At 59.6% G+C, this 25,330-nt stretch carries 22 protein-coding genes; 19 read left to right on the top strand and 3 right to left on the bottom strand.

Going from position 1 to position 25,330, the window contains the following annotated elements; all coding sequences use genetic code 11:
- Positions 1-16 precede the first annotated feature (16 nt).
- The 14 genes from ACQZ63_RS13475 (at position 17) to ACQZ63_RS13410 (ending at position 14,495) form a co-directional block, all read left to right on the top strand.
- Complete coding sequence (locus ACQZ63_RS13475; RefSeq protein WP_035252713.1) at positions 17-724, top strand: phosphoribosyltransferase; 708 nt, start codon at positions 17-19, stop codon at positions 722-724.
- 205 nt (positions 725-929) lie between these two features.
- Positions 930-1,985 carry a dipeptidase gene (locus ACQZ63_RS13470; protein ID WP_003518101.1) on the top strand — a complete coding sequence of 352 codons (1,056 nt, stop codon included), beginning with the start codon at positions 930-932 and terminating at the stop codon, positions 1,983-1,985.
- Positions 1,986-2,035: 50 nt separating this feature from the next.
- Positions 2,036-3,676: an ABC transporter substrate-binding protein gene (locus ACQZ63_RS13465; protein WP_003518100.1), complete on the top strand. Its 1,641-nt coding sequence runs from the start codon at positions 2,036-2,038 to the stop codon at positions 3,674-3,676.
- An 18-nt stretch (positions 3,677-3,694) separates the two neighbouring features.
- Positions 3,695-4,762, top strand: a complete 1,068-nt coding sequence (locus tag ACQZ63_RS13460; RefSeq protein ID WP_003518099.1) for an ABC transporter permease — start codon at positions 3,695-3,697, stop codon at positions 4,760-4,762.
- The gene (nikC, locus tag ACQZ63_RS13455; RefSeq protein WP_003518097.1) at positions 4,759-5,691 is read left to right on the top strand and encodes a nickel transporter permease; all 933 of its coding nucleotides are present in this window, start codon (positions 4,759-4,761) and stop codon (positions 5,689-5,691) included. Before ACQZ63_RS13460 ends, nikC begins: the two co-directional genes overlap by 4 nt.
- A complete protein-coding gene (locus tag ACQZ63_RS13450; protein ID WP_003518096.1) occupies positions 5,688-6,524 on the top strand; it encodes an ABC transporter ATP-binding protein in 837 nt (278 codons plus the stop codon). Before nikC ends, ACQZ63_RS13450 begins: the two co-directional genes overlap by 4 nt.
- Positions 6,521-7,270, top strand: coding sequence for an ABC transporter ATP-binding protein (locus ACQZ63_RS13445; protein ID WP_003518095.1), 750 nt, complete (start codon positions 6,521-6,523; stop codon positions 7,268-7,270). Before ACQZ63_RS13450 ends, ACQZ63_RS13445 begins: the two co-directional genes overlap by 4 nt.
- A gap of 67 nt (positions 7,271-7,337) precedes the next feature.
- Positions 7,338-8,240: a LysR family transcriptional regulator gene (locus ACQZ63_RS13440; RefSeq protein WP_013762298.1), complete on the top strand. Its 903-nt coding sequence runs from the start codon at positions 7,338-7,340 to the stop codon at positions 8,238-8,240.
- 186 nt (positions 8,241-8,426) lie between these two features.
- The gene (locus tag ACQZ63_RS13435; protein ID WP_003518093.1) at positions 8,427-9,962 is read left to right on the top strand and encodes an ABC transporter substrate-binding protein; all 1,536 of its coding nucleotides are present in this window, start codon (positions 8,427-8,429) and stop codon (positions 9,960-9,962) included.
- Between the two features lie 229 nt (positions 9,963-10,191).
- Positions 10,192-11,142, top strand: a complete 951-nt coding sequence (locus ACQZ63_RS13430) for an ABC transporter permease (RefSeq protein ID WP_003518092.1) — start codon at positions 10,192-10,194, stop codon at positions 11,140-11,142.
- Positions 11,139-11,960, top strand: coding sequence for an ABC transporter permease (locus ACQZ63_RS13425; RefSeq protein ID WP_013762300.1), 822 nt, complete (start codon positions 11,139-11,141; stop codon positions 11,958-11,960). Before ACQZ63_RS13430 ends, ACQZ63_RS13425 begins: the two co-directional genes overlap by 4 nt.
- 53 nt (positions 11,961-12,013) lie before the next feature.
- Complete coding sequence (locus ACQZ63_RS13420) at positions 12,014-13,411, top strand: amidase (protein ID WP_065658495.1); 1,398 nt, start codon at positions 12,014-12,016, stop codon at positions 13,409-13,411.
- Between the two features lie 95 nt (positions 13,412-13,506).
- A complete protein-coding gene (locus tag ACQZ63_RS13415) occupies positions 13,507-14,073 on the top strand; it encodes a DJ-1/PfpI family protein (RefSeq protein WP_019566944.1) in 567 nt (188 codons plus the stop codon).
- 71 nt (positions 14,074-14,144) lie between these two features.
- On the top strand, positions 14,145-14,495 hold the full coding sequence (locus ACQZ63_RS13410) for a ribbon-helix-helix domain-containing protein (protein ID WP_448799263.1): 351 nt from the start codon (positions 14,145-14,147) through the stop codon (positions 14,493-14,495).
- 36 nt (positions 14,496-14,531) lie between these two features.
- Here the strand turns inward: ACQZ63_RS13410 and ACQZ63_RS13405 are convergent, their stop codons facing one another.
- From ACQZ63_RS13405 to ACQZ63_RS13395, 3 genes are all read right to left on the bottom strand, one after another.
- Entirely contained in the window at positions 14,532-15,452 is a 921-nt protein-coding gene (locus ACQZ63_RS13405; protein WP_013762302.1) for an ABC transporter permease, read from the bottom strand.
- Positions 15,445-16,455 (bottom strand): ABC transporter permease, encoded by a 1,011-nt coding sequence (locus tag ACQZ63_RS13400; RefSeq protein ID WP_003518086.1) that lies wholly within the window; start codon positions 16,453-16,455, stop codon positions 15,445-15,447. The genes ACQZ63_RS13405 and ACQZ63_RS13400 overlap by 8 nt, the downstream gene beginning before the upstream one ends.
- Before the next feature lie 76 nt (positions 16,456-16,531).
- Positions 16,532-18,241, bottom strand: coding sequence for a peptide ABC transporter substrate-binding protein (locus ACQZ63_RS13395; protein WP_003518085.1), 1,710 nt, complete (start codon positions 18,239-18,241; stop codon positions 16,532-16,534).
- A gap of 305 nt (positions 18,242-18,546) precedes the next feature.
- Here ACQZ63_RS13395 and ACQZ63_RS13390 point away from each other — a divergent pair, with 305 nt between their 5' ends.
- The 5 genes from ACQZ63_RS13390 (at position 18,547) to ACQZ63_RS13370 (ending at position 25,327) form a co-directional block, all read left to right on the top strand.
- Positions 18,547-19,710: a M20 aminoacylase family protein gene (locus ACQZ63_RS13390; RefSeq protein WP_065687413.1), complete on the top strand. Its 1,164-nt coding sequence runs from the start codon at positions 18,547-18,549 to the stop codon at positions 19,708-19,710.
- A gap of 48 nt (positions 19,711-19,758) precedes the next feature.
- Complete coding sequence (locus tag ACQZ63_RS13385) at positions 19,759-21,609, top strand: ABC transporter ATP-binding protein (RefSeq protein ID WP_013762304.1); 1,851 nt, start codon at positions 19,759-19,761, stop codon at positions 21,607-21,609.
- A gap of 262 nt (positions 21,610-21,871) precedes the next feature.
- The gene (locus ACQZ63_RS13380) at positions 21,872-22,825 is read left to right on the top strand and encodes a sugar-binding transcriptional regulator (protein ID WP_003518080.1); all 954 of its coding nucleotides are present in this window, start codon (positions 21,872-21,874) and stop codon (positions 22,823-22,825) included.
- A gap of 143 nt (positions 22,826-22,968) precedes the next feature.
- On the top strand, positions 22,969-24,282 hold the full coding sequence (locus tag ACQZ63_RS13375; protein WP_013762306.1) for an ABC transporter substrate-binding protein: 1,314 nt from the start codon (positions 22,969-22,971) through the stop codon (positions 24,280-24,282).
- 172 nt (positions 24,283-24,454) lie between these two features.
- Positions 24,455-25,327 carry a carbohydrate ABC transporter permease gene (locus ACQZ63_RS13370; protein ID WP_111789185.1) on the top strand — a complete coding sequence of 291 codons (873 nt, stop codon included), beginning with the start codon at positions 24,455-24,457 and terminating at the stop codon, positions 25,325-25,327.
- The last annotated feature ends 3 nt before the right edge of the window (positions 25,328-25,330 follow it).

Raw genomic sequence — 25,330 nt, 5'->3', positions numbered from 1 at the left:
TCTGAAAGGAAAACCGATGCCGCAATCCGCATCGCCCGCCGCATCATCCCCCGCCGCGCCGCATGAGTTCTGGCAGGATGTTCTTCCGCCCCGTTCATTCGATACGACAGGCCCGCATTCGGCTTTCTTTCCGGCGGAGCTGGATGACGGGCGGCAGATCTGCCTGCCGATCCGGCCCTTGGCGGATGGCGAACATGCGCTCGCCTCGCTCATCGTCAATCAGGCCTCTTTTGACGTGCTGGAAGTGCTGGCCGCCGACCTGGCGGAAAAGCTTCGCCCCCTCAAGCCAGATGTCGTGATCGGCCTGCCGACTCTGGGGCTCACGCTTGCCGCAGCCGTTGCCCGTCACCTCGGCCATTCACGATATGTGCCGCTCGGCACTTCGCGCAAATTCTGGTATCTGGAGGAATTGTCGGTGCCGATGTCCTCCATCACCACCAAGCAGGAAAAACGGCTTTACATCGATCCGCGCATGTTGCCACTCATCGAGGGCAGGCGGGTGGCGCTGGTGGACGATGTCATCTCCAGCGGCAGTTCCATCATTTCAGGTCTTTCGCTTCTCGCCTCATCCGGCATCAAGCCGGTGGCAATCGGCGCTGCCATGCTGCAATCGGATCGCTGGGTGCAAAAAATCGCTGCTTTCGGGCCGGAATGGCCGGAGCGGGTGAGGGGTGTTTTCGCGACGCCGCTGCTGAAAAAAGCCGTAGGCGGCTGGCAGGCTTGACGTTGCGCAATTCCCGGCAAAAGGCAAGTGGTGATAATTTCATCGTTGCCTAATTTGCGTCTTGCGGAGCCGTGAGAGATCGTCCTAAGATCGTTTCTGACAGACTATAGCAGTCGGCGAAAAATGCGCCGGTTTGCTCTCGCGCGGTGTTATTCCGGCGTCTGCCCGCCCCCTTTGGTTTTGCCGCTTACTGGAATTTCTTGACATGCATGCAGTGTTCGACGGTCATAATGATGTGCTGCTTCGGTTGTGGCGCAACAGCAAGGCCGGTGGCGATCCGGTGGCTGAATTCAAGAACGGTACCCGCGAAGGCCATATCGACGGTCCGCGTGCACGTGCAGGCGGTCTCGGCGGCGGCATCTGCGCCATCTACATTCCCTCCGGCGATCTGGTCCTGCAGGAGCCGGACGCGCAGGGTCATTACGATACACCGCTTGCGGCGCCGCTCGAACGCCAGCCCTCGCTCGATATTGCGATGGAAAAGGCTGCGATCGCGCTCAGGCTTGACCGTGCCGGCGCCTGGCGCCTTTGCCGCTCGACGGCCGATATCCGCAAGGCCTTTGCCGAGGATATTTTCGCGGCCGTGCTGCACATGGAAGGCTGTGAGGCGATCGGTGCCGATCTCGATGCGCTTGAGGTTTTTTATGCCGCCGGCCTGCGTTCGCTCGGTCCGGTCTGGAGCCGGCACAATATTTTCGGTCACGGCGTTCCCTTCTCCTATCCAATGTCGCCCGATACCGCGCCCGGCCTTACCGATGCCGGTTTTGCGCTGGTCAAGGAGTGCAACCGGCTCGGCATTCTCATCGATCTCGCCCACATCACCGAAAAGGGCTTCTGGGATGTGGCGAAGACCACGAACCAGCCTTTGATCGCCAGCCATTCCAACGCACATGCGCTCACCCCCGTCGCCCGCAATCTTACTGACCGGCAGATGGATGCCATCAAGGAGAGCGGCGGTCTGGTGGGTCTCAACTACGCGGTCACCATGTTGCGGGCGGATGCGCGCGACATTGCCGACACGCCGCTTTCCGACATGGTGCGCCACATCGACTACATGGTTGAGCGTATGGGCGTCGATTGCGTGGCGCTCGGATCGGATTTCGACGGCGCGACGGTACCCGTTGGCGTTGCCGATGCCAGCGGCAACCACAATCTGGTTGCGGCGCTGAAATCGGCGGGCTACGGTGATGGAGAACTTGCTAAAATATGCCGGGAAAACTGGCTGCGCGTCCTATCCCAGGCCTGGCACGAGCCGGCCTGAAGGCAAATAAAAGCGAACTAAATCAATCTCATAACAAAAGGGGAGATCCTATGATCAAATCGCTCAACAAGTCCATGCGTATCCTCAGCACCAGCGCTGCTCTGTCGCTGATGATGCTGTCTGCGCCGCACGCTTTTGCCGCCACGCCGGCCGATACGCTGGTTGAAGGTTTCGCCATCGACGACATCATCACGCTCGATCCGGGTGAGGCATTCGAGCTTTCGGCAGCTGAAGTTACTGGCAACACCTACAGCAAGCTGGTTTCCATCGATCTCAACGACACCTCCAAGGTGATCGGCGATCTGGCCGAGAGCTGGACGACCTCTGAAGACGGTCTCACCTATACCTTCAAGCTGAAGACCGGCCTGAAATTCGCCTCCGGCAATCCGGTGACGGCAGATGATGTTGCCTTTTCCTTTGAACGTGCCATCAAGCTCGACAAGTCGCCAGCATTCCTTCTGACGCAGTTCGGTCTCAAGGGCGACAACGTCACTGAGAAGGCGAAAGCGACGGATGCCAACACCTTCGTACTGACGGTCGACAAGCCCTACGCACCGAGCTTCGTGCTGAACGTTCTGACCGCGACCGTTGCCGCAGTTGTCGACAAGAAGCTGGTGACCGAAAAGGCCAAGCCCGTCACGCCGAGCGCCGATTACAAATACGACACCGATTTCGGCAATGCGTTCCTGAAAACAGGTTATGCCGGTTCCGGCCCCTACAAGATCCTTGGCTGGAAGGCCAACGAAGCCGTCATTCTGGAGGCCAACCCCAACTATTACGGTGAGAAGCCGAAGTTGAAGCGCGTGGTCTATCGTCACATGAAGGAAAGCTCCGGCCAGCGCCTGGCGCTTGAAAACGGTGATATCGACGTTGCCCGCAACCTCGAGCCGGGTGATATGGAAGCCGTTTCCAAGAAGGAAGGCCTTGCCGTCACCTCCGCGCCCAAGGGCACCGTTTATTACTTCAGCCTCAACCAGAAGAACGAGAACCTGAAGAAGCCTGAGGTCGTTGAGGCCTTTAAATATCTCGTCGACTACGACGCGATCGGCGCGACGATCATCAAGGGCATCGGCGAAATCCACCAGACCTTCCTGCCAAAGGGCCAGCTCGGCGCGCTTGACGAGAACCCATACAAGCTCGACGTCGCCAAGGCCAAGGAACTGCTGGCGAAGGCTGGTCTGAAGGACGGCTTCACCGTGACCATGGATGTGCGCAACACGCAGCCGGTGACCGGCATTGCCGAAAGCGTACAGCAGACGCTGGCGCAGGCTGGCATCAAGCTGGAAATCATTCCCGGCGACGGCAAGCAGACGCTTACCAAGTATCGCGCCCGCACGCACGATATCTACATCGGCCAGTGGGGTTCGGACTATTTCGACCCGAACTCGAATGCCGAGACCTTCACGATCAACTACGACAACTCCGAAGAAGGCAAGAACAAGACGCTTGCCTGGCGTAACGCCTGGGACGTTCCGGAGTTGACGAAGGAAACGCAGTCGGCACTTCTGGAAAAGGATAATGCCAAGCGCGCCGCCATCTATCAGAACCTCCAGAAGGAAGTTCTCGAAAAAGGCCCGTTCGTCATCATCTTCCAGCAGACGGAAGTGGCGGGATACTCCGCGAAGCTCAAGGGCCTGAAGCTCGGACCGAGCTTCGACACCAACTATGTCTATACGATCTCCAAGGAATGATCCGGAAGGATCGGTCTCTTGAGCATCGTTGAAGCAAATAGCCGGGCGAGGCAGGGCAAACGCCGTGCCAACGCCCGCGCGAAGGCCATTCTCGGCTTCGCCGTCACCGTCATCACCACCTTTCTGGGGCTGATGGCGGTCACATTTTTCATTGGCCGCGTTGTGCCGATCGATCCCGCACTGGCGATCGTCGGCGACCGCGCGCCTGCGCATGTGGTCGAGCGCGTGCGTGAGCAGCTCGGCCTCAACCTGCCGCTCTGGCAGCAGTTCTTCATCTATCTGAAGCAGGCGCTGTCGGGTGATTTCGGCATCTCAGTCCTCACCACCAACCCGGTGATGGAGGATATCAAGCGGGTTTTCCCGGCAACCATAGAGCTTGCCACGCTCGGCACCATCATCGGCGCCGTTTTTGGCATTCCGCTCGGCGTGCTTGCCGCGGTCAAGCGCGGCAGCTTTGCCGACCAGGTCGTGCGCGTCATCGGCCTTATCGGCTATTCCGTGCCGATTTTCTGGCTTGGCCTCCTGGCGCTGCTGGTGTTTTACGCCCGGTTGCAATGGGTCGCCTATCCCGGCCGGATGGATATCGTCTACGAATTCACCTTTACGCCGGTCACGGGTTTCTTCCTGATCGACGCGATCTGGCAACGGCAATGGGACGTATTGTGGGATCTGTTCCGCCACATCATCCTGCCCGCCTCGCTGCTCGGCTATTTTTCGCTGGCCTATATCAGCCGCATGACGCGTTCGTTCATGCTGAATGAGCTCGCCCAGGAATATATCGTTGCGGCGCGCGCCAAGGGGCTTTCTGAAACGCGCATCATCTGGTTTCACGCTCTGCGCAACGCCGCCGTGCCGCTGGTGACCGTGATTGCGCTATCTTACGCCGGTCTGCTGGAGGGTTCGGTGCTGACCGAAACCATCTTCGCGTGGCCGGGGCTCGGCCTCTACATCACCAATTCCCTGCAGAATGCGGATATGAATGCCGTTCTTGGCGGCACGATCGTGATCGGCGCCATCTTCGTCGGCATCAATCTCTTCTCCGATCTGCTTTACCGGACGCTCGACCCAAGGACGCGCAGCCGATGACGATTTCGACCGATACACTCAAACCCTACAGCCGCGAATGGCTGCTCTCCGACCGGCCTGCCTCGCGCAGGCAGGCACGGCTAGGCCGTGCCTATGTCATCTGGCGGCGCTTTTCGGAAAACCGGCTGGCGCTGCTTGGCCTCGGCATCATCATTGCGCTGCTGCTTGTCGCACTGTTCGCCAATGTGCTTGCACCACACGATCCGGTGCAGGGCGATCTGCGCAATGCCCGGCTTCTGCCTCCGGGGACAGAAGGTTACCTGCTCGGCACTGACGATCAGGGGCGTGATATTCTCTCGCGCCTCATCCACGGTTCGCGGCTGACCCTGTTCGTCGTGCTTCTGGTGGCCATCATCGCCGCACCCATCGGACTCATCGTCGGCACCGTTTCGGGTTATGCCGGCGGCTGGGTGGATGCCGTTCTGATGCGCATCACCGATATCTTTCTGGCCTTTCCGAAGCTGGTTCTGGCGCTTGCGCTGGTGGCCGCACTTGGACCGGGCATTGAAAACGCGGTGCTCGCCATCGCGGTCACCTCATGGCCGCCTTATGCGCGCATCGCGCGCGCCGAAACCATGACCTTCCGCAATTCCGATTTCATCGCGGCGGTCAAGCTCATGGGCGCGTCGCCGTTCCGCATCGTTCTGAAACACGTCATGCCGCTTTGCATGTCGTCGCTCATCGTGCGTGTCACGCTCGATATGGCGGGCATCATCCTCACAGCAGCCGGTCTCGGCTTCCTTGGCCTCGGTGCACAGCCGCCGCTGCCGGAATGGGGCGCGATGATTGCTTCCGGACGCCGCTTCATTCTCGATCAATGGTGGGTTGCCGCCATGCCGGGTATTGCGATCCTGATCGTCAGCCTCGGTTTCAACCTTCTGGGCGATGGCCTGCGCGATGCGCTGGACCCCAAGGAGGCGAACCAATGAGCGCGCCGCTTCTGACCGTCGAGAACCTGCGCGTTTCCTTCCCCACCCGCACCGGGCTGGTGGAGGCGGTGCGTGGCGTCTCGTTCACACTGGGACGCGAACGCCTTGGCATCGTCGGCGAGTCCGGCTCCGGCAAATCGCAGACCGGCCGCGCCATTATGGGGCTGACCCCGAAAAGTGCGCGCATCGAGGCCGATGTGTTGCGCTTCGGAGATGTCGATCTTCTCGGTGCTTCGGCAAAGGAGCGGCGGCTCATGCGCGGCAAGCGCCTGGCCATGATCCTGCAGGACCCGAAATATTCGTTGAACCCGGTCATGCCCATCGGCCGCCAGATCATGGAAACGCTGCGTACCCATGAAAGCATCGGTTCCGGCGAGGCGCGCCAACGCACGCTCGCCATGCTGGAGGCGGTGCAGATCCGCGATCCCGAGCGCGTGTTCGATCTTTACCCGCACGAGGTTTCCGGCGGAATGGGCCAACGCGTCATGATTGCCATGATGCTGGTATGCGGCCCGGAACTTCTGATCGCCGATGAGCCGACTTCCGCGCTCGACGTGACGGTCCAGCTCGAAGTGCTCGATATTCTCGACAAGCTGGTTCGCGACCGCGGCATGGGGCTGATTTTCGTCAGCCACGATCTGAGGCTGGTGTCGTCTTTCTGCGACCGCGTTCTCGTCATGTATGCGGGCAAGGTCGTTGAGGAGCTGTCTTCTGCCAATCTTAAAGAGGCGAAGCATCCCTATACGCAGGGTCTTTTGAACTGCCTGCCGGAAATTGGCGGCCACCGGCATCCGCTGCCGGTTCTGGAACGCAAGGCGGAGTGGCGCGCATGAGCACGGTTCTTTCTATCAAAGACATGGTGGTCGATTTCGACGGATATATCGCGCTCGACAGCGTCAGCATCGATGTGGCCGAGGGTGAGTCCTTCGGTATCGTCGGCGAGTCCGGTTCCGGCAAGTCGACGCTGCTTCGGGCGATTGCCGGCCTCAACCATTTCGACGAAGGCTCGTTGATGGTGGCCGGTCGCTCCTATTCGAGCAAGCACCGCGACAAGAGCTTCTATAGCGATGTGCAGATGGTGTTTCAGGACCCTTACGGTTCCCTGCACCCCCGCCAGACAGTGGATGCGCTGCTGCTGGAACCACTCGTCATCCATGGTCTCGACAATCGCGAGCATCGGATCGCGCGCGCGCTTGATGAGGTGGGTCTCGGCACCGGTTTCCGCTTCCGCTATTCGCACCAGCTTTCCGGCGGTCAGCGGCAGCGTATCGCCATTGCCCGCGCGCTGATCGTCGAGCCGAAGATTCTGCTACTGGATGAGCCGACCTCGGCGCTCGACGCGTCCATCCAGGCGGAAATCCTCAATCTGCTGGAACAGGCCCGCAAGGACCGCAACCTCACCTTCGTTATGGTCAGCCACGATCTCGGCGTCATCAGCCACATGTGCGATCGCCTTGCGGTGATGAAAAGCGGCAAGGTGGTGGAAATGCTGGAGGCGGAAGCGCTGGAAAGCCGCGAGTTTACTGCGGATTATACCAGGCAGCTGCTGGTGGCGAGCGAGGGCTTCAAGCGCGCTTGAGCTGCCGCTATAGTCGGGTCAAGCCCGGCATGACGGACAGTGTCGGCCAAAACAGGGTATCCCGACCATGCAATTGCGCGCATTGATGTATTTCGACGAACTTGTCCGCACCAATTCCATGCGCGCCGCTGCCGAAAACCTGAATGTCGCGCCGACGGCAGTCAGCCGCCAGATCGAGAACCTCGAATATTATTTTGGCTCGCCTTTGGTGGAGCGTTCCAGCCGGGGCGTGAAGCTGACGGCGGCGGGGGAATTGCTGGCTGCCCGCGCCGGCAAGACGCTGCGCGAACTCGATCATGTGCACCAGCTGATCGATGACCTGAAGGGGCTTCAGCGCGGCCGGGTCACCGTTTATGCCAATGGCGCGACGGTTGCGAACCTTCTGGCGCCGGTGCTGGCGCAGTTCAGCCTCAAATATCCGCAGTTGCGCTTCGAGGTGCACATCACCAGCGCGCGCCAGGCGATGGAAGCACTGGGTGCAGCCGAAGCGGATCTGGTCGTCAGCCTTTTTGCGCCCAAGGTCTCCGGCGTGAAAGTGCGCTCGCGCACCCGTATCAGTTACGATGCTATCTTTCCGACCGGCCATGCGCTTGCCGCGCAGGCGGAAGTCTCGCTGAAGGAACTGGCCAGCCTGCCGCTTGCCCTGCCGGACAAGAGTTTCGCGGCGCGTCAGGCCTTCGATACGCTGTTTGCCGATGCCGGTATCGAGCTTGATCCCGTCTTTATCACCAGTTCGCTGGAAATGCTGAAGGAACTTGTTCTGGGCCATGCGGCGGCCACGCTGTTGCCTGCCTTGTCGGTAGCGCGTGAAATCCGCAGCGGCCAGATGGTTGCTGTTCCGCTTTCCGGCAAGAAGGGCATCCACACCCAGATCGATCTCTGCGTGGCGCCCGACCGGCAACTATCCTTCGCCGCCTCCAAGCTTGCCGATTTCATCGAGCGTTTCATGCGCGAGGCGACAGCGGGGTAGGGGAATTCGTCAGCCTGGAGAATTGTCCATCCCGGTTGATTTCCATCCGTATTTCCGTGTAGCCATTTCAGCTACACGGAGCACACAAAAATCACGATTGTGTGTGCGCCTGCAACATGACACTCTTTTTGCAACGGGCGGTCTTCGAAAGGCAAAAATGCCTCGGCCGCCAGACAGGGGACAATGATGCCACGCACTTATTTTTCGCAGCCGCTGAAAGTTACGCGGCGCGCCGCGCTTGCGCTTGCACTGGGGACGGCGCTCTGGATGCCGCTTTCGATGACGGACGCCGCGGCCGCGCCAAAGACCGCCTTGACGCTGGGCATGACAGTGGAGCCGACGGGTCTCGACCCGACAATTGCGGCACCCGTCGCCATCGGTCAGGTCAGCTGGCAGAACATATTCGAAGGTCTCGTCACCATCGACCACGACGGCAAGGTGAAACCGCAGCTTGCCGAAAGCTGGGAAATTTCAGCCGATGGCAAGACCTATACGTTCAAGCTGCGCCAGGGTGTTACTTTCCACGACGGCGAGGCCTTCGATTCCTCTGTTGCGAAATTTTCGCTCGACAGGGCGCGCGGTGAAACGTCGGTAAACCCACAAAAACGCTTCTTCACCGCCATCGAGAGCATAGAAACGCCGGATGCCGCGACGCTGGTACTGAAGCTGAAGCAGCCGGCGGGCAGCCTGATCTACTGGCTCGGCTGGCCGGCCTCCGTCATGGTTGCGCCGAAGAGCGCTGACAATAACCGTACCACGCCCATCGGCACCGGCCCGTTCAAGTTCGCAAACTGGGCCAAGGGCGACAAGGTGGAATTGGAGAAGAACGCGGCGTATTGGGACAAGGCGGTGGCGGTGAAACTTGAAAAGGCCACCTTCCGCTTCGTTTCCGATCCGCAGGCGCAGGCAGCGGCACTGAAATCCGGCGATATCGATGCCTTCCCGGAATTCGGCGCGCCGGAACTGATGACGTCCTTCGACGGCGATGCGCGTCTCGGTACCTTCGTCGGCAATACGGAACTCAAGGTCGTGGCTGGCATGAACAATGCCCGCAAACCCTTCAACGACAAGCGCGTGCGCCAGGCGCTGATGATGGCGGTGGACCGCGGCACGGTGATTGAAGGCGCATGGTCGGGTTACGGCACGGCCATCGGCAGCCACTACACGCCGAACGATCGCGGTTACATCGATACGACCGGTGTTCATTCTTACGATATAGACAAGGCAAAGGCGCTTCTTGCCGAAGCGGGTTACCCCGACGGTTTCAGCTTCACGATCAAGGCCCCGCAAATGGCCTATGCCCAGCGGACCTCGCAAATCCTCCAGGCGATGTTGGCCGAAATCGGTGTCACCATGACCATCGAGACCACGGAATTTCCGGCAAAATGGGTGGCGGATGTTTTGAAGGGCGCGGATTACGACATGACCATCGTCGCCCACGCTGAGCCGATGGATATCGATATCTACTCCCGTGATCCCTATTATTTCAACTATAAGAACCCTGCCTTCAACGAGGTCATCGCCAATGTCGAAAAGACGGCGGATGCGGCCGAGCAGGAAAAGCTTTACGGCGAAGCCCAGAAAATCCTCGCCGAAGATGTGCCGGCGCTGTTCTTGTTCGTGATGCCGAAACTCGGCGTCTGGGACAAGAAGTTGAAGGGGTTGTGGGAAAACGAACCCATTCCGTCCAATGTGCTGACGGATGTGCATTGGGAAGAGTGACGTTTGTTGTGAACGGCGAGGCGCATTCCTACCCACCACCTCATTCCCGTGCCTGTCACAGAAATCCAGCCAGCCCAAGTCGTTGGGCTGAAAGGAAACTTTCCGCCGCGCAGGCACGCTTCGGCTGGATCCCAGTGACAAGCACAGGGGTGAGGGAAGAGTGTGCGGGGATGACAATAAATCCATCCGCCACATCCCGAAACGAAACAACGCAAGGAAAGAATGCCAGATGTTAGCCGTTCTCGTCCGGCGCCTTGCAAGCCTCATCGTCACGCTGTTTGCGGTGTCGCTCATCATCTACATCATCATGGGGCTGTTGCCGGGTGATCCGGCGGCCATCATGCTCGGTACGTCGGCGAGCCCGGATACGCTTCTCGCGCTGCAAAAGCAGATGGGTCTCGATCAGCCCTTGCCATTGCGTTACATCCACTGGCTTGCAGGCGTATTCCGGGGTGATCTCGGACAATCCTACACCTACGGCGTGCCGGTAGCGGGGCTTATTGTCGAGCGGCTTGCCGTCACCCTGCCGCTTGCGCTGCTCGCGGTCTGCCTATCGGTCGCCATCGCCATTCCGCTCGGCGTCGCGGCAGCGAGAAGCCGAAACGGGCCGGTGGATTTCGCAGCCGGGCTGTTTTCCCATGTCGGCATTGCCGTTCCCGGTTTCTGGGTTGGGCTGCTGCTCATCATCGTCTTTTCCACCACGCTCGGCTGGATGCCATCAGGCGGTTTTCCCGGCTGGCGTCCGAGTTTTTCTGCCGGATTTATCGCGCTTGTGCTTCCAGCCATTGCACTTGCGCTGTCGCAGGCAGGCGTCCTCACCCGCGTCTGCCGCTCGGCAGTACTTGAGGTAATGAACGAGGATTTCGTGCGCACCGCCCGCGCCAAGGGGCTGAGCGAGCGGGTAGCGCTGTGGCGACATGCGGTGCCGAACGCCATGATCCCCGTTGTCACCATGATCGGCCTGCAATTCACCTTCCTGATTGCCGGGGCAGTGCTGGTGGAGAATGTCTTCAACCTGCCGGGCCTCGGGCGGCTTGCCTATCAGGCGTTGACCCAGCGGGATATCGTCGTCATGCAGTCCGTCGTGCTGTTCTTCTCGGCGCTTGTCATCGTCATGAATTTTCTGGTCGATATCGCCTATCTCTTTATCGATCCAAGACTGCGGGCAGGTGCACGATGATGCGACTGATCCGCCGCCGCCCCGCTTTCGTCCTTGGCATCGCCGTCACTCTCTTTCTTGTCGCGGTTGCCCTGCTTTCGCTGGTCTGGACGCCGGTTTCTCCGACGAAGATACAGATTGCCCAGAAGCTGAAATCGCCCTTTGCCTATGGCGGGCTTGGCACCGACCATTTTGGCCGCGATGTGCTGTCCATGCTGATGGCGGGGGCATGGAATTCGCTCTCCACCTCCATCGCCGCCGTTGCGATCGGCGCGCTCATTGGCACGGCGCTTGGCGTATCGGTCGCGGCACTGCGCGGTTTCACTGAAACCCTGGTGATGCGCGCCTGCGATATCATCTTCGCCGTACCGCCGATTTTGTCGGCCATGATGCTCGGCGCGTTCATCGGTACGGGGCGGTTCACCGCCATCATCGCCATTGCCACCTTCATGGTGCCGGTCTTTGCGCGGCTGACGCTGGGTGCGGCCTTGCAGATATGGTCGCGGGAATATGTCACCGCCGCCACCAGCATCGGCCAGAACCGCGCCAAGATCACGCTGTTTCATATCGTGCCGAATATTTCCAACCAGATCATCGTGCAGGTGACCATCCAGCTCGGCCTTGCCATCCTCACCGAAGCGGGACTCTCATTCCTCGGTCTCGGCATGCCTCCGCCGGCCGCCACCTGGGGGCGGATGCTGGCCGATGCGCAGACCTATCTAGGTGCTGCACCCTGGCTTGCCATCATGCCCGGCCTTGCCATTGCGCTCGCGGTCTTCGGCCTCAATCTGCTTGGCGATGGCCTGCGCGACCTGCTGGACCCACGCGATACCAGCTGACCGCTTCAAGCCGATATCGCCCATATTATCTGTTTTCTGACGAGACGAAGCTTATGACCGATCTCATACACCTCAACACGCTCGAAATCCTGGCGCTTTACGGGCAAAAGAAGCTGTCGCCATCGGAATATTGGCAGGCGGTAGAGGCCCGTATCGACGCATTCGAGCCCACGGTGAACGCGCTTTACGCCTATGATCCCGAGGATGCCCGCAAGCAGGCGCTGGCCTCGACGATGCGCTGGCAAAAAGGTGAAACGCTCGGGGCCCTCGATGGGATTCCGGTGTCGCTGAAGGAACTGATCGCCACCAAAGGCCAGCCAGTTCCGCTTGGCACCAAAGCGGTGGAACTGGTGCCGGCTCTGGAAGACGCGCCAGTTGCGGCCCGCTGCCGCGAGGACGGCGCCATCATTTACGCCAAAACCACCTGCCCGGATTACGGCATGTTGTCATCGGGTCTTTCCAGTTTCCACAAGCTCAGCCGCAACCCGTGGGACCCGACACAGAACCCCGGCGGCTCCAGTGCCGGTGCGGCTTCTGCCGGTGCTGCGGGTTACGGCACGCTGCATATCGGTACGGATATTGGCGGCTCGGTGCGGCTACCGGCGGGGTGGACGGGGCTGTTCGGCTTCAAGCCCAGCCAGGGCCGCATACCCGTCGATCCCTATTATACAGGCCGCTGCGCCGGGCCGATGACCCGCACCGTCGTTGACGCCGCCTATGCCATGGCCACGCTTTCCCGCCCGGACTGGCGTGACGGCACCGCGCTGCCGCCCAACGATATCAACTGGATGGACCTCGATATCGACGTAAAGGGCCTGAGGATCGGCCTGATGCTGGATGCCGGCTGCGGCTTGGCTCTGGACGATGAGGTGCGGGATGCTGTTTTGGCGTCCGCAAAGCTGTTCGAAGATGCAGGTGCCATCGTGGTCCCGGTCGAGCCGGTGCTGTCTCGGGACATGCTGGATGGGCTGGATGATTTCTGGCGGGCGAAATTCTGGGGCGATATGGCGGCGCTGAGTGACGAACGACGCGCGGCGATCCTTCCCTATATTCACGAATGGGCGCAGAAGGGCGCTGATGTTTCCGGCGCGCGTGCCGTTTTCGGTTTCAACCAGACCATGGAAATGCGCAAAGCCTGCGGGCGGTTGATGCAGTCAGTTGATGTGGTGATTTCACCCGTCAATCCCGTCGTCTCCTATCCGGCCGACTGGGCCTCGCCCACCAACGACCCCGAGCGACCCTTCGAACATATCGCCTTCACCGTCCCTTGGAACATGTCGGAACAGCCGGCATCCTCGATCAATTGCGGCTTCTCGAAATCCGGGATGCCCATCGGCTTGCAGATCGTCGGCCCGCGTTACGCGGATCTGCTCGTTCTCAAGCTTTCCAACGCCTTCGAGGATTGGGGCGGCGGTGTTCGTCGCTGGCCGGAGCCGCCCAAAGCGCGCTGATCCCGTCTTTATCGGCCCTGTAGTATAGCCATAATACCCGCTTCTCCACCCCTCCTGTTACGGTGCCCCGGGCATTCGAAATGGGAGGAGCAAGCATGCCGAAGAAGATTTTGATGATCACCGGCGATTTCGCCGAGGACTACGAGACCATGGTGCCGTTCCAGACGCTGCTTGCGGTTGGTCACACGGTGCATGCCGTCTGCCCCGGCAAGAAGGCTGGCCAGACGATCGCGACCGCGATCCATGATTTCGAGGGCGACCAGACCTATTCAGAAAAACGCGGCCATAATTTCGCGCTCAACGCAACTTTTGCCGATATCATGGTCGCGGATTACGACGCGCTGGTCATTCCGGGTGGTCGCGCGCCGGAATATCTGCGGCTGAATGCGGATGTGCTTGCCGCCGTGAAGCATTTCTTCGAGGCTGACAAGCCGGTCGCGGCTGTCTGCCACGGTGCCCAATTGCTGGCGGCTGCGGGTGTCCTCAAGGGCCGCACCTGCTCGGCCTATCCGGCCTGCCGCCCCGAGGTGGAACTGGCGGGCGGTACCTATGCCGATATCGCCATCGATGCGGCGGTTACCGACGGCAAGCTGGTGACGGCGCCCGCATGGCCGGCGCATCCGGCATGGCTTTCGCAATTCATGGTGGTGCTCGGCAGATAAGGCCGGCGGAATGGGGCTTTTACCGGTCCCGTTTCCCGTCTATCTTCTGCAGCTTGCTGAGGGAGGACACCATGTGCAAGCTTTTCATCAAGGCAGACCCGACGCTTTGGGAAAGCCATACCCGGTCTTTGCGGATCGATGGCATGGTCACCAGCGTCAGACTTGAAAACTTCTTCTGGACGACTCTGGACGAGATTTCACGCCGCGATGGCATGAACAGCGCGCAGCTCATTGCCAAGCTTTATAATGAATCGATCGATGCCGGGCATGATCTCGGCAACTTCACCTCGTTTTTACGAGTCTGCTGCGGGCGTTATCTGGCCTTGCAGCTTTCCGGCGATATTCCGGCGCGCAGCGACATTCCGATTGCTGCGCTGGATACAGACAGCATTCTCGACGCGGAAAAGATGAATTATCACTGAGATAAAGGGAAGGGCGCAGCCACCGCGCCCTTCGCCTCAGCTCTTAAGCGCCCTTGGATCAAGCGCATCACGCACGGCGTCGCCGATGTAGTTGACGCTCAGAACCGTCAGCGAGATTGCCAGTCCAGGCCACAGCACGCGCGAGGGCGTCAGCTGCAGGAAGTTGGCGCCATCGAACAACAGCCGTCCCCAGGTCGGAAAGTCGGACGGAAAACCGAGGCCGAGGAAGGACAGCGCCGATTCCGTGATGATGGCCGAGGCGATGCCGAGCGTGGCTGAGACCATGATCGAACTCAACACATTCGGCAGGATATGGCGCAGGATAATGCGGTATTCGCGCATGCCGCTCGATTTCGCCGCCATGATAAACTCCTGGCTTTTGATCGTCAGCACGTCGCCGCGCACGATGCGTGCGGTATGCATCCAGCTGGTTACCCCGATCACGAAGACGATGAGGATGAAGATACCGGTTTCCGGCCCGAAAGCGGCACGCAGCGTATCGCGGAACAGCATGAGAATGACGAGCAGCAGTGGCAGCAGCGGCAGGGCCAGAAAAAGGTCCGTCAGCCGCATAAGCGGCCCGTCAAGTCTTCGGAAATAGCCTGACAGCACCCCCACCAGCGTGCCGAGAAACAGCGCCAGCAGCATGGCGGTGATGCCGACGGCAAGCGAGATGCGCCCGCCCGCCAGCACCTGCGCCAGCATGTCCTTGCCCAGATTGTCGGTGCCGAAGGGATGCGCCAGCGACGGCCACTGGTTGCGTTCCTTCACATTGATGGCATTGGGCGCGACAGTGTGGATATAGGGGCCGACATAGACCGCAAGCAAAATAAAGATGAAAACGAACAGGCCTGCCACGCCGCCCTTGTGGACCCGGAACTGTTTCCAGATATCGGCAAGTGCCGATTGCACAGGCGTGGCGGCGACGGCTGGTGCTGCGAGGGTGGCGTCAGTCATAGCGGATCCTCGGGTCGAGAATGCCGTAAAGCACGTCGGCAATCAGGTTGAAGAGCACGATAAGCACCGCGAAAATGAAGGTCAGCGTCTGCACCAGCGGAATATCCGCACCCTGAACGGCGGTGATCAGCAATTGGCCAAGCCCGTTCACACGGAAAATCTGTTCGGTAATGATGGCGCCGGAAAAGATCGTCGGCACGCCGAGTGCGATGACGGTGACGACGGGTATAAGGCTGTTGCGCAGGACGTGAACGAGCAGAACGGATTTTTCCTTCACGCCCTTGGCACGCGCGGTGCGTACATAGTCCTGATGGAGATTGTCCAGCATCGAGGCGCGCACGAAACGGCTGATCTGCGAGACGTTGTAAAGGGTCAGCACCAGAACCGGCATGAACATCTGTTTGATCTGTGCCACGAGGCTTCCCCAGTCAGTCACCTGCAGATTGGTGTCGTAGACGGAAGGGAACCATTGCAGATAGGAGCTGAAGATGACGACCAGCAGCACGCCGGTGAAGAAGGTGGGAACCGAATAACCCACCATCGAGACGAAGGTGCCGATCTGATCGAAGATCGAATATTGCTTGTAGGCGGAAATGACGCCGATCGGGATCGCCAGAAGCGCGCCGAAGAGATAGGCAAGGCCGACGACCCAAAGCGTTTGCGGCATGCGCTGGATGACGAGATCGACCACCGGGCTGCGCGTTGCCCAGGACAGCACACGCATGCGGCTGCCGTCGCCGATCTGCCAGCCTGTCAGCTTCTCGAACAGGTTCAGCGGTTCATTGATGAAGAATTGCTGCAGCCACAGCATGTAACGGATGAAGAAGGGCTGGTCGAGACCGAGCGAGGCGCGGATCTGCTCGCGCACTTCGGGCGGAATGGTCAGCGGCAGGTCGCCGGTCGGATCATTCGGCGCCAGATCGAGCAGGGCGAAGATGACGAAGCTGATGACGAGCAACGTCGGTACGGCAAAGGCAAGCCGCCGGAGCGTAAAGGTAAACATCGGAAAGTCTCCAGACCGTCAGGGTCTCGCAAAATGAGCGCGGTCCCCCCGTCAGGGGCGACCGCGCATTTGCGGGTTACTTTTTGCGGGACCAATCCGCGACGTTCCAGAGTTCCGAATCCCAGGCGTTCATGCGAACGCCTTCGAGTGTCAGCGAATGCGAGGAGACGCTGCCGCGATGGATGAGCGGAATATGCGCGCCTTCTTCGGTCAGCATATCGTTCAGCTGCTTGGAAATCTCACCGCGCTTGGCAGGGTCTGCGGTCTTGGAGAGTTCGCCCACCAGCTTGTCGAATTCCGGGTTGCAATAACGCGGAATGTTCTGGCCCTGCCAGCCGTTAGCCGGAGCCGGGATCTTGTCGCATAGCCATTCCGCCAGATATTTTTCCGGGTCTGTACCGTCGAAATTGTTGGTGTACATTTCAACATCGGCGAAAAATTTCTGGAAGGTGTCGGGGCTTGCCGGATCGCCGCCGAAGAAGACGGAGGCGCTGACATTGCGCAGTTCGGAAGCAACGCCAATCTGCGACCACATGTCCTTCACCAGTTCCTGCGTGGCCTGGCGAACGGAGTTTGTGGAGGTCTGGTAGAGGAAGGACAGTTTCACACCGTTCTTGGCGCGGATGCCATCGGCGCCCTTTACCCAGCCCGCATCGTCCAGCAGCTTGTTTGCGCCTTCCAGATCCTGTTTCAGGCACCAGCTGTCATTCTTGGTCGAAGCGACGGCTTCCGGGGCCGGCACGATATTGCAGGTCGGCTTGCCTGCCTCGCCATAACCTGCCTCATCGATAATATCGCGGTCGATTGCAAGCGAGAGCGCGCGGCGCACGGCCGGGTCGGAAAGGGCCGGATGCGGGCCGCCTTCCTTGGTGGAGCGCTTGTCACCCAGCGCAGGATCGGCGTTGTACCAGTTGAGATTGATACGCTCGACCTGCGTGCCGAAGGCAGTTTCCAGCTTGCCCTTGCCGGCAGCTACCATGGTGGCCAGAATTTCCGGCTCCACCTGCATGTTCCAGGCGTAGTCGAATTCGCCGGTTTCAAGAACGGCGCGTGCAGCGGAAGCTGCATCGCCGCCGCCCTTCAGGGTAGCCGTGGCGAAGGCGGGCTTGGCCGGATCGCGATAATTGGGGTTGGCCACGAAGCTGATGACGTCGTTCGGCTTGAAATCCTTGACCACGAAGGGGCCGGTGCCGATGGGGCCGAAATTGGCGGATGTGCAGCCGGGAGCCGCAGCGCCGACGCATTTTTCAAACTGTTTCTTCTGGATGACAGGCGATTGTGCGCCAACAAATGCGGAGTAGGGGTAGGGCTTCGGTTCGTTGAAGCTGATCTTGATGGTGTGGGCGTCGATCGCCTCGACGTTCTTCACGCCTTCATATTGTGCCGCCTGCGCGCAGCCGCCGTCCGGTGCGATGCAATATTTCCAGGTGAAGATGACGTCGTCAGCGGTAAAGGGCGTGCCATCAGACCATTTGACGTCGCTCTTCAGTTTCCACGTCATGCTGAGCAGATCTTTCGCGATGCCGCCATTGTCGACCGTCGGAATTTCGCTCACCAGCATCGGCACCAGCTCGCCTTTTTCGTCGTAGCGCGCCAGCGGCTCGATCACCATGGACGAGCTGTAGACTTCCTTCGTGCCAGCGGAAAGATATGGGTTGAGTGTCGATACAGCCTGCCAGAAAAGGATTTTCAGTTCGCCGTCACTGCCACGCTCGGCATGGGCGGCAGAGCCTGCCATGGCCAAGGCCGCCACCGTGCTGGCAAAGAGAACGCTGCGCTTCTTCATTGTGATTTTCCCCTTTGAAGATTTTATCTGTTTGAATGTTTGACGCTTTTCCTCAACGTCATTTGCAAGTCTTTTGTTTTAAGTGTTTGACTTTGCTAACGAATATTCTTCCGTTCCTAATGATGCTATTGTCAGTTTTTTTGAAATGCAAGCCCCAAACTCTGATTGATGAACAAAATTTGAGCCGATTGGCTTCGGGCCTATTTTTCACTCATCTAGCGAAATTCATACTTGCAAAAGCAGAAATTCCAAACGCAATATGGTTCCCGACAACCCGGCGGGGAACAAAAAAAGGAAAAATGGGAATGCCGATATTGAACCGTGTGGCCGAGATGCAGGAAGAAGTAGCCGGTTGGAGGCGCCACCTGCACGAGACGCCGGAGCTGCTCTACGACGTCTTCGAAACCTCGAAATTCGTGGCGGAGAAACTCAAATCCTTCGGATGCGATATCGTCGAAACCGGCATTGGCAAGACCGGCGTGGTGGGCATCATCAAGGGGCGGCACGGGGACGGCCCGACCATCGGTTTCCGCTCCGACATGGATGCGCTGCCGATCCTCGAAACCAGCGGCAAGCCCTGGGCTTCCAAGGTTCCGGGCAAGGCCCATTCCTGCGGCCATGACGGGCACACAGCCATGCTTTTGGGCGCGGCGCAATATCTGGCCGAGACCCGTAATTTCAAAGGGTCCGTGGCCGTCATCTTCCAGCCGGCTGAAGAGGGTGGCGCAGGGGCACTTGCCATGCTGAACGACGGCATGATGGAGAAATTCGGCATTTCTCAGGTCTATGGCATGCATAACGAGCCGGGCATTCCGGTCGGCAATTTCGCCATCCGCAAGGGTTCGACGATGGCGGCGGCGGATAGTTTCGAGATCGTCATTACCGGTAAGGGCAGCCATGCGGCGGCCCCCCATCTGTCCATCGATCCGGTTCTGACTTCGGCCTATATCATCATCGCCCTGCAATCCATCGTCTCGCGGGAAACGGACCCGTTGAAATCGCTGGTCGTCACCGTCGCCACTACCCACGGCGGCACAGCGGGCAATGTCATTCCCGGTTCGGTAACGCTGACCGGCACGGTGCGCACCCTGCTGCCGGAAACACGCGATTTCGCCGAAAAACGGTTGAAGGAAGTGGCGACAGCCACCGCCATGGCGCATGGCGCGACGGCGGAGGTGAGATACGATCGCGGTTATCCAGTCACCTTCAACCACAATGACGAAACCGAATTCGCAACCAGCGTGGCGGCAGGTGTGGCAGGCGCAAACGCCGTCAACACCAATCCCAACCCGCATATGGGCGCGGAAGATTTTTCCTACATGCTGGAAGCACGCCCCGGCGCCTTCATCTTCATCGGTAACGGCGACACGGCCGGGCTGCACAATGCCGCCTATGACTTCAACGACGAGGCCCTGCCTTACGGCATCAGCTACTGGGTCTCGATGGCCGAAACCGCGCTTGCTGCGTAAGACATCCGGCGGCCTTCATGGCCGCCTTTCGCTTTTCAGGAGATCGGCATGCTTTTGGCGGCAACATCCATGGAACAGACCGGCGGTTCGGTAAGTCCGGTTCTTTCGGTTCAAAATCTGACCACGTCCTTCCGCGTTGATGGCGGCTGGAAATCGGTGGTCCGCAATATGAGTTTCGACATTGCGCCCCGCGAGACGGTGGCGATCGTTGGCGAAAGCGGCTCGGGTAAAAGCGTGACGTCGCTGTCGATCATGCGGCTTCTCGATAAGAAAACGAGCCGCATCGAGGGTAAGGTCATGCTCGGCGGGCGCGATTTGCTGGCACTTCCGGAAGAGGAGATGCGCAAGGTTCGCGGCAAGGACATTTCGATGATCTTCCAGGAGCCGATGACCAGCCTCAATCCGATCTTCCCGATCGGCAAGCAGATCGCCGAAGCGCTGACCGTGCACCAGGATATTTCCTCATCTGCTGCCAAGGCCGAGGTTGTCAGGCTTCTGGAAAAAGTCCGCATTCCCAATGCGAAGAACCGTTTCGACGACTATCCGCACCAGTTTTCCGGCGGCATGCGCCAGCGCGTGATGATTGCCATGGCGCTTGCCTCCAAGCCGAAGCTCCTGATTGCAGACGAGCCGACGACGGCGCTCGACGTGACCATTCAGGGCCAGATTCTCGACCTTATCAAGCAATTGCAGGAAGAGGAGGGCATGTCGGTCCTGTTCATCACCCATGATATGGGCGTGGTGGCGGAAGTGGCTGACCGCACCATCGTCATGTTCCGCGGCGACGTGGTGGAAACCGGCACGACGGACGATATCTTCCATCGCGGGAACCATCCCTATACGCGCGCCCTGCTTTCGGCGGTGCCGAAGCTCGGTTCGATGAAAGAGCGGGTGCTGCCCGCCCGTTTTCCGATCATCGATATCAAGACCGGCGAAAGCCAACCGGTCGAAGAGGTCAGGAACACGGTTTCCGGTGGTCGCACGCCCATTCTTTCGGTCCGGGACCTGACGACCCGCTTCGATATCCGCTCCGGTCTTCTCGGTCGCAAGTCCGGTGCCGTGCATGCGGTGGAGAAGGTCTCCTTCGATCTGGCTGAGGGCGAGACACTATCGCTGGTCGGTGAATCCGGCTGCGGCAAGTCCACCACGGGGCGGTCGATCACCCGGCTGATCGAGCCGACCTCCGGTAACGTGACTCTCGACGGTTACGAGGTGATGAAACTCGACAAGACGACGCTGCGCACCATGCGCCGCAGCGTGCAGATGATCTTTCAGGACCCCTTCGCCAGTCTCGATCCGCGCATGAGCATCGGCACGGCGATCATGGAGCCCTTCATCGAACACCGGCTTGGACCGAAGGCGCAGGCGCGTGAAAAGGCGGCGGACCTGATGGAGAAGGTTGGCCTCAGCCCGGATATGATGCGGCGCTTCCCGCATGAGTTTTCCGGCGGCCAGCGCCAGCGCATCGCCATTGCCCGTTCGCTGATGCTTGACCCCAAGGTCATCGTTGCCGATGAAGCGGTGTCGGCGCTTGATGTCTCCATCAAGGCGCAGGTCTGTAACCTGCTGCTCGATCTGCAACAGAGCCTCAACCTCGCCTTCCTGTTCATTTCCCACGATATGGCTGTTGTGGAGCGTGTCAGCCATCGTGTCGCGGTGATGTATCTCGGCGAGATCGTCGAAATCGGCCCACGCGCCGCCGTCTTCGATAATCCGCAGCACCCCTATACGAAAAAGCTGATGTCCGCCGTTCCGGTGCCGGATCCGGCCCGGCGCCAGATCAGGCGCAACATGGCAACGGACGAGATCAAAAGCCCGATCCGTCCTGTGAACTATGTTCCGCCGCAACGCCATTACCGCGAGGTTTCGGCAGGGCATCTGGTGCAGGAAGCGGCTTGATATAGAGGAAACTGCGCAGGGATTAGGTGCCTCTGTGTTCACGACGTCATCCTCGGTCTTGTGCCGAGGATCTGCCAATGTCTCGTAAATCGGTGCGTTGCAGATGCTCGCGACAGGCCCGAGCATGACGGAGGAAATGTTTTGCATCTTCTTTAGAGGTGCCCGGTGCCGCCAAACGCTTCGCTCAGTCGCTGTGCTGTTTGACAGGCGGCCTGAAAAAATGCCAGCAAATGCTCGAGCATAATTCTTAGAGGGCGGCGGCATGGCCAGACGGAACGACGCACATGGACGGCTGGATGATGCGGCGCGTGCTGGCTGGCTTTATTATGTCGCGGGCCGCACGCAGGACGAGATCGCCGCTGCCATGGGCATATCCCGGCAATCGGCGCAGCGGCTGGTATCGCTGGCCGTCGCCGAGCGGTTGATCAAGGTCCGGCTCGATCATCCCATCGCCGCCTGTCTCGAAAAAGCGGAGCGGCTGAAGCAGAAATTCGACCTTAGATATATCGAGGTGGTGCCGAGCGATCCCGCTGGCGTTTCCTCCACGGTCGGCATTGCCGAGGCCGGCGCGGCGGAAATCGAGCGCTGGCTAAAAAATGCCGATCCCATCGTGCTTGCCATCGGCACCGGCCGTACGCTGAAGGCGGCTGTGGACCAACTGCCGCCGATGGAATGTCCGCAGCACCGCATCGTGTCATTGACAGGCAATATCGGGCCGGATGGATCGGCCGCCTATTACAACGTCATCTTCAGTATGGCCGATGCCATCAAGGCGCGGCATTTCCCGATGCCGCTGCCGGTTCTCTGCTCGTCTGCGGAAGAGCGGGAACTGCTGCACGACCAGTCCATGGTGCGCTCCACGCTGGCGCTGGGTGCAGCCGCCAATGTCACCTTCGTCGGCGTCGGCGAACTGGGAGAAAATGCACCGCTCTGCGTTGATGGTTTTCTCGGTGTCGACGAGATGAAGGCCCTGATGGCAAGCGGTGCGATCGGCGAAATCTGCGGCTGGATGTATGATGCCAACGGCCGCATTCTCGACCATTCCGTCAACGAGCGCGTCGCCTCCGTTCCCATTCCGTCCAGAGAGACCTGCACGGTCATCGGCATGGCGCAGGGCGCGCGCAAGAATGCCTCGATTCTCGCGGCACTGAGGGGTGGTCTTTTGAACGGCCTCATCACCGACGAAGCGACAAGTGAATATTTGCTCACACACTGAGCAAAAATTAATCCATTAAAATCAATGACTTGATTTTTCCATGTGCGCCGCAGCACAGGATGTTGCTTGACTTTTTTTGGCCGCGGGTGAGTAAATGCCCCAGAGCAAAGCGAATGCTCATAAATTTCTTCTGGGAGGAAGATATGACATTGAAGACCATTTTGCTGGGCGCATGCTCGGCACTCGCCTTTTCGACCCTTGCTTCCGCCGAAACGCTGACCATCGCCACCGTCAACAACGGCGACATGATCCGCATGCAGGGTCTGACCTCCGACTTCACCACCAAGAACCCCGACATCAAGGTGGAATGGGTCACGCTTGAAGAAAACGTCCTGCGCGAGCGCGTGACGACCGATATCGCCACCAATGGCGGTCAGTACGACATCATGACCATCGGCAACTATGAAGTGCCGATCTGGGCTAAGCAGGGCTGGCTGCTGCCGCTCGAAAAGCTTGGCGACAAATACGACGTGGATGATATTCTGCCGGCGATCCGTGGTGGTCTTTCCAGCGAAGGCAAGCTTTATGCGGCGCCGTTCTACGGCGAATCCGCCATGATCATGTATCGCAAGGACCTGTTTGAAAAAGCCGGCCTGAAGATGCCTGAAAACCCGACCTGGGAATTCATCGGTGACGCTGCCCGCAAGATTACCGATCGCAAGACGGATATCAACGGCATGTGCCTGCGCGGCAAGGCTGGCTGGGGCGAGAACATGGCCTTCATCAGCGCGCTCACCAACTCCTTTGGCGGCCGCTGGTTCGATGAGAACTGGAAGCCGCAGTTCGATCAGCCGGAATGGAAGAGTGCTCTTCAGTTCTACGTCGATCTGATGAAGGATGCCGGTCCGTCGGGTGCTTCCTCCAACGGCTTCAACGAAAACCTGACGCTGTTCCAGCAGGGCAAATGCGGCATGTGGATCGATGCCACGGTGGCTGCTTCCTTCGTTTCAAACCCGAAGGATTCGACCGTTGCCGACAAGGTCGGTTATGCGCTCTTCCCGACGCATGGCGAACTGAAGAACCACGGCAACTGGTTGTGGTCATGGAACCTTGCTATCCCGAAGAGCTCGCAGAAGGCGGATGCCGCCGAGAAGTTCATCTCCTGGGCAACCAGCAAGGAATATACCCAACTCGTCGCTGCCAAGGAAGGCTGGGCAAACGTGCCTCCGGGCACCCGCACCTCGCTTTACAAGAATGCTGACTATGAAAAAGCAGCCGCCTTCGCCAAGCCGACGCTTGCTGCGATGGATGCCGCCGACATCACCAAACCGACCGTAAAGCCCGTGCCTTACACCGGCGGTCAGTTCGTGGCGATCCCTGAATTCCAGGCGCTCGGCACCACGGTCGGTCAGCTGTTCTCGGCGGTCGTTGCCGGCCAGTCCAGTGTTGACGATGCGCTTGCCAGCGCCCAGTCGACAGCGACGCGTGAAATGACCCGCGCCGGTTACATCAAGTAATCCTCCTGAAGATCGCTGTCCGGCGCCAATGCCGGGCAGCGAACCTTGGGGGCGCAAGCCGCGAGCTGCGCGGCGGCCTTTAAGCCTTTCAAATCAAAACTGGAATGAGCCGGTTCTTCCGGATATGCCGGGGGCATTTCGTGATGCCCGAGCCCATGGGGAGGTTAGTGCAATGGCAACACGAAACACGAGCGGTCTGGCGCGGGTTATGCTTGCGCCTTCGGTGCTGCTTTTGCTGGTGTGGATGATCGTGCCCCTGGCGATGACGCTGTGGTTTTCGTTCCAGAACTACAATCTGCTCAACCCTGTCAATGTCAGCTTCGCGGGCCTGTTCAATTACCAGTATTTCTACACCGATCCGGCCTTCTTCCAGTCGATCTTCAACACGCTTGCCATCGTCGGCGGCGTGCTTCTGATCACCGTCATCGGCGGTATTGCGATTGCGCTTCTGCTTGACCAGGACATCTTCGGTCAGGGCATCGTGCGCATCATGATCATCTCGCCCTTCTTCGTCATGCCGCCTGTCGCGGCGCTGGTGTGGAAGAACATGATCATGCATCCCGGTTACGGCGTGCTTGCCGATCTGTCGCGCTTCTTCGGCCTGCAGCCGGTCGACTGGTTCGCGCAGTTTCCGCTGCTCTCCATCATCATCATCGTCGCCTGGCAATGGCTGCCCTTTGCCACGCTGATCCTGCTCACCGCCCTCCAGTCGCTCGATGGCGAGCAGAAGGAAGCGGCCGAGATGGATGGCGCCAACTTCATCAACCGCTTCATCTACCTGACGCTGCCGCATCTTGCCCGCGCCATCACCGTCGTCATCCTCATCCAGACGATCTTCCTGCTCGGCGTTTACGCGGAAATCCTCGTCACCACCAATGGCGGCCCGGGTTATGCCTCGACCAACCTTGCCTTCCTCATCTATCGCACGGCGCTTCTGGGCTACGACGTCGGCGGCGCATCGGCCGGTGGCATCATCGCCGTCGTGCTCGCCAATATCGTCGCCATCTTCCTGATGCGCGCCGTCGGCAAGAACCTCGACCGTTAAGGA

It is taken from the genome of Agrobacterium sp. CG160-95 (assembly GCF_053521725.1).
This window is presented reverse-complemented; position numbering and strand designations above follow the sequence as displayed.

Excerpts from the sequence above, each read along its gene's own strand:
- ACQZ63_RS13420 (WP_065658495.1), top strand. The coding sequence starts at position 12,014 with ATGACCGATCTCATACACCTCAACACGCTCGAAATCCTGGCGCTTTAC.
- ACQZ63_RS13380 (WP_003518080.1), top strand. The coding sequence starts at position 21,872 with ATGGCCAGACGGAACGACGCACATGGACGGCTGGATGATGCGGCGCGT.
- ACQZ63_RS13415 (WP_019566944.1), top strand. The coding sequence starts at position 13,507 with ATGCCGAAGAAGATTTTGATGATCACCGGCGATTTCGCCGAGGACTAC.
- ACQZ63_RS13410 (WP_448799263.1), top strand. The coding sequence starts at position 14,145 with ATGTGCAAGCTTTTCATCAAGGCAGACCCGACGCTTTGGGAAAGCCAT.
- ACQZ63_RS13425 (WP_013762300.1), top strand. The coding sequence starts at position 11,139 with ATGATGCGACTGATCCGCCGCCGCCCCGCTTTCGTCCTTGGCATCGCC.
- ACQZ63_RS13405 (WP_013762302.1), bottom strand. The coding sequence starts at position 15,452 with ATGACTGACGCCACCCTCGCAGCACCAGCCGTCGCCGCCACGCCTGTG.
- ACQZ63_RS13445 (WP_003518095.1), top strand. The coding sequence starts at position 6,521 with ATGAGCACGGTTCTTTCTATCAAAGACATGGTGGTCGATTTCGACGGA.
- ACQZ63_RS13450 (WP_003518096.1), top strand. The coding sequence starts at position 5,688 with ATGAGCGCGCCGCTTCTGACCGTCGAGAACCTGCGCGTTTCCTTCCCC.
- ACQZ63_RS13400 (WP_003518086.1), bottom strand. The coding sequence starts at position 16,455 with ATGTTTACCTTTACGCTCCGGCGGCTTGCCTTTGCCGTACCGACGTTG.
- ACQZ63_RS13370 (WP_111789185.1), top strand. The coding sequence starts at position 24,455 with ATGGCAACACGAAACACGAGCGGTCTGGCGCGGGTTATGCTTGCGCCT.
- ACQZ63_RS13395 (WP_003518085.1), bottom strand. The coding sequence starts at position 18,241 with ATGAAGAAGCGCAGCGTTCTCTTTGCCAGCACGGTGGCGGCCTTGGCC.
- ACQZ63_RS13475 (WP_035252713.1), top strand. The coding sequence starts at position 17 with ATGCCGCAATCCGCATCGCCCGCCGCATCATCCCCCGCCGCGCCGCAT.
- ACQZ63_RS13390 (WP_065687413.1), top strand. The coding sequence starts at position 18,547 with ATGCCGATATTGAACCGTGTGGCCGAGATGCAGGAAGAAGTAGCCGGT.
- ACQZ63_RS13385 (WP_013762304.1), top strand. The coding sequence starts at position 19,759 with ATGCTTTTGGCGGCAACATCCATGGAACAGACCGGCGGTTCGGTAAGT.
- ACQZ63_RS13375 (WP_013762306.1), top strand. The coding sequence starts at position 22,969 with ATGACATTGAAGACCATTTTGCTGGGCGCATGCTCGGCACTCGCCTTT.
- ACQZ63_RS13430 (WP_003518092.1), top strand. The coding sequence starts at position 10,192 with ATGTTAGCCGTTCTCGTCCGGCGCCTTGCAAGCCTCATCGTCACGCTG.
- nikC (WP_003518097.1), top strand. The coding sequence starts at position 4,759 with ATGACGATTTCGACCGATACACTCAAACCCTACAGCCGCGAATGGCTG.
- ACQZ63_RS13470 (WP_003518101.1), top strand. The coding sequence starts at position 930 with ATGCATGCAGTGTTCGACGGTCATAATGATGTGCTGCTTCGGTTGTGG.
- ACQZ63_RS13465 (WP_003518100.1), top strand. The coding sequence starts at position 2,036 with ATGATCAAATCGCTCAACAAGTCCATGCGTATCCTCAGCACCAGCGCT.
- ACQZ63_RS13440 (WP_013762298.1), top strand. The coding sequence starts at position 7,338 with ATGCAATTGCGCGCATTGATGTATTTCGACGAACTTGTCCGCACCAAT.
- ACQZ63_RS13435 (WP_003518093.1), top strand. The coding sequence starts at position 8,427 with ATGCCACGCACTTATTTTTCGCAGCCGCTGAAAGTTACGCGGCGCGCC.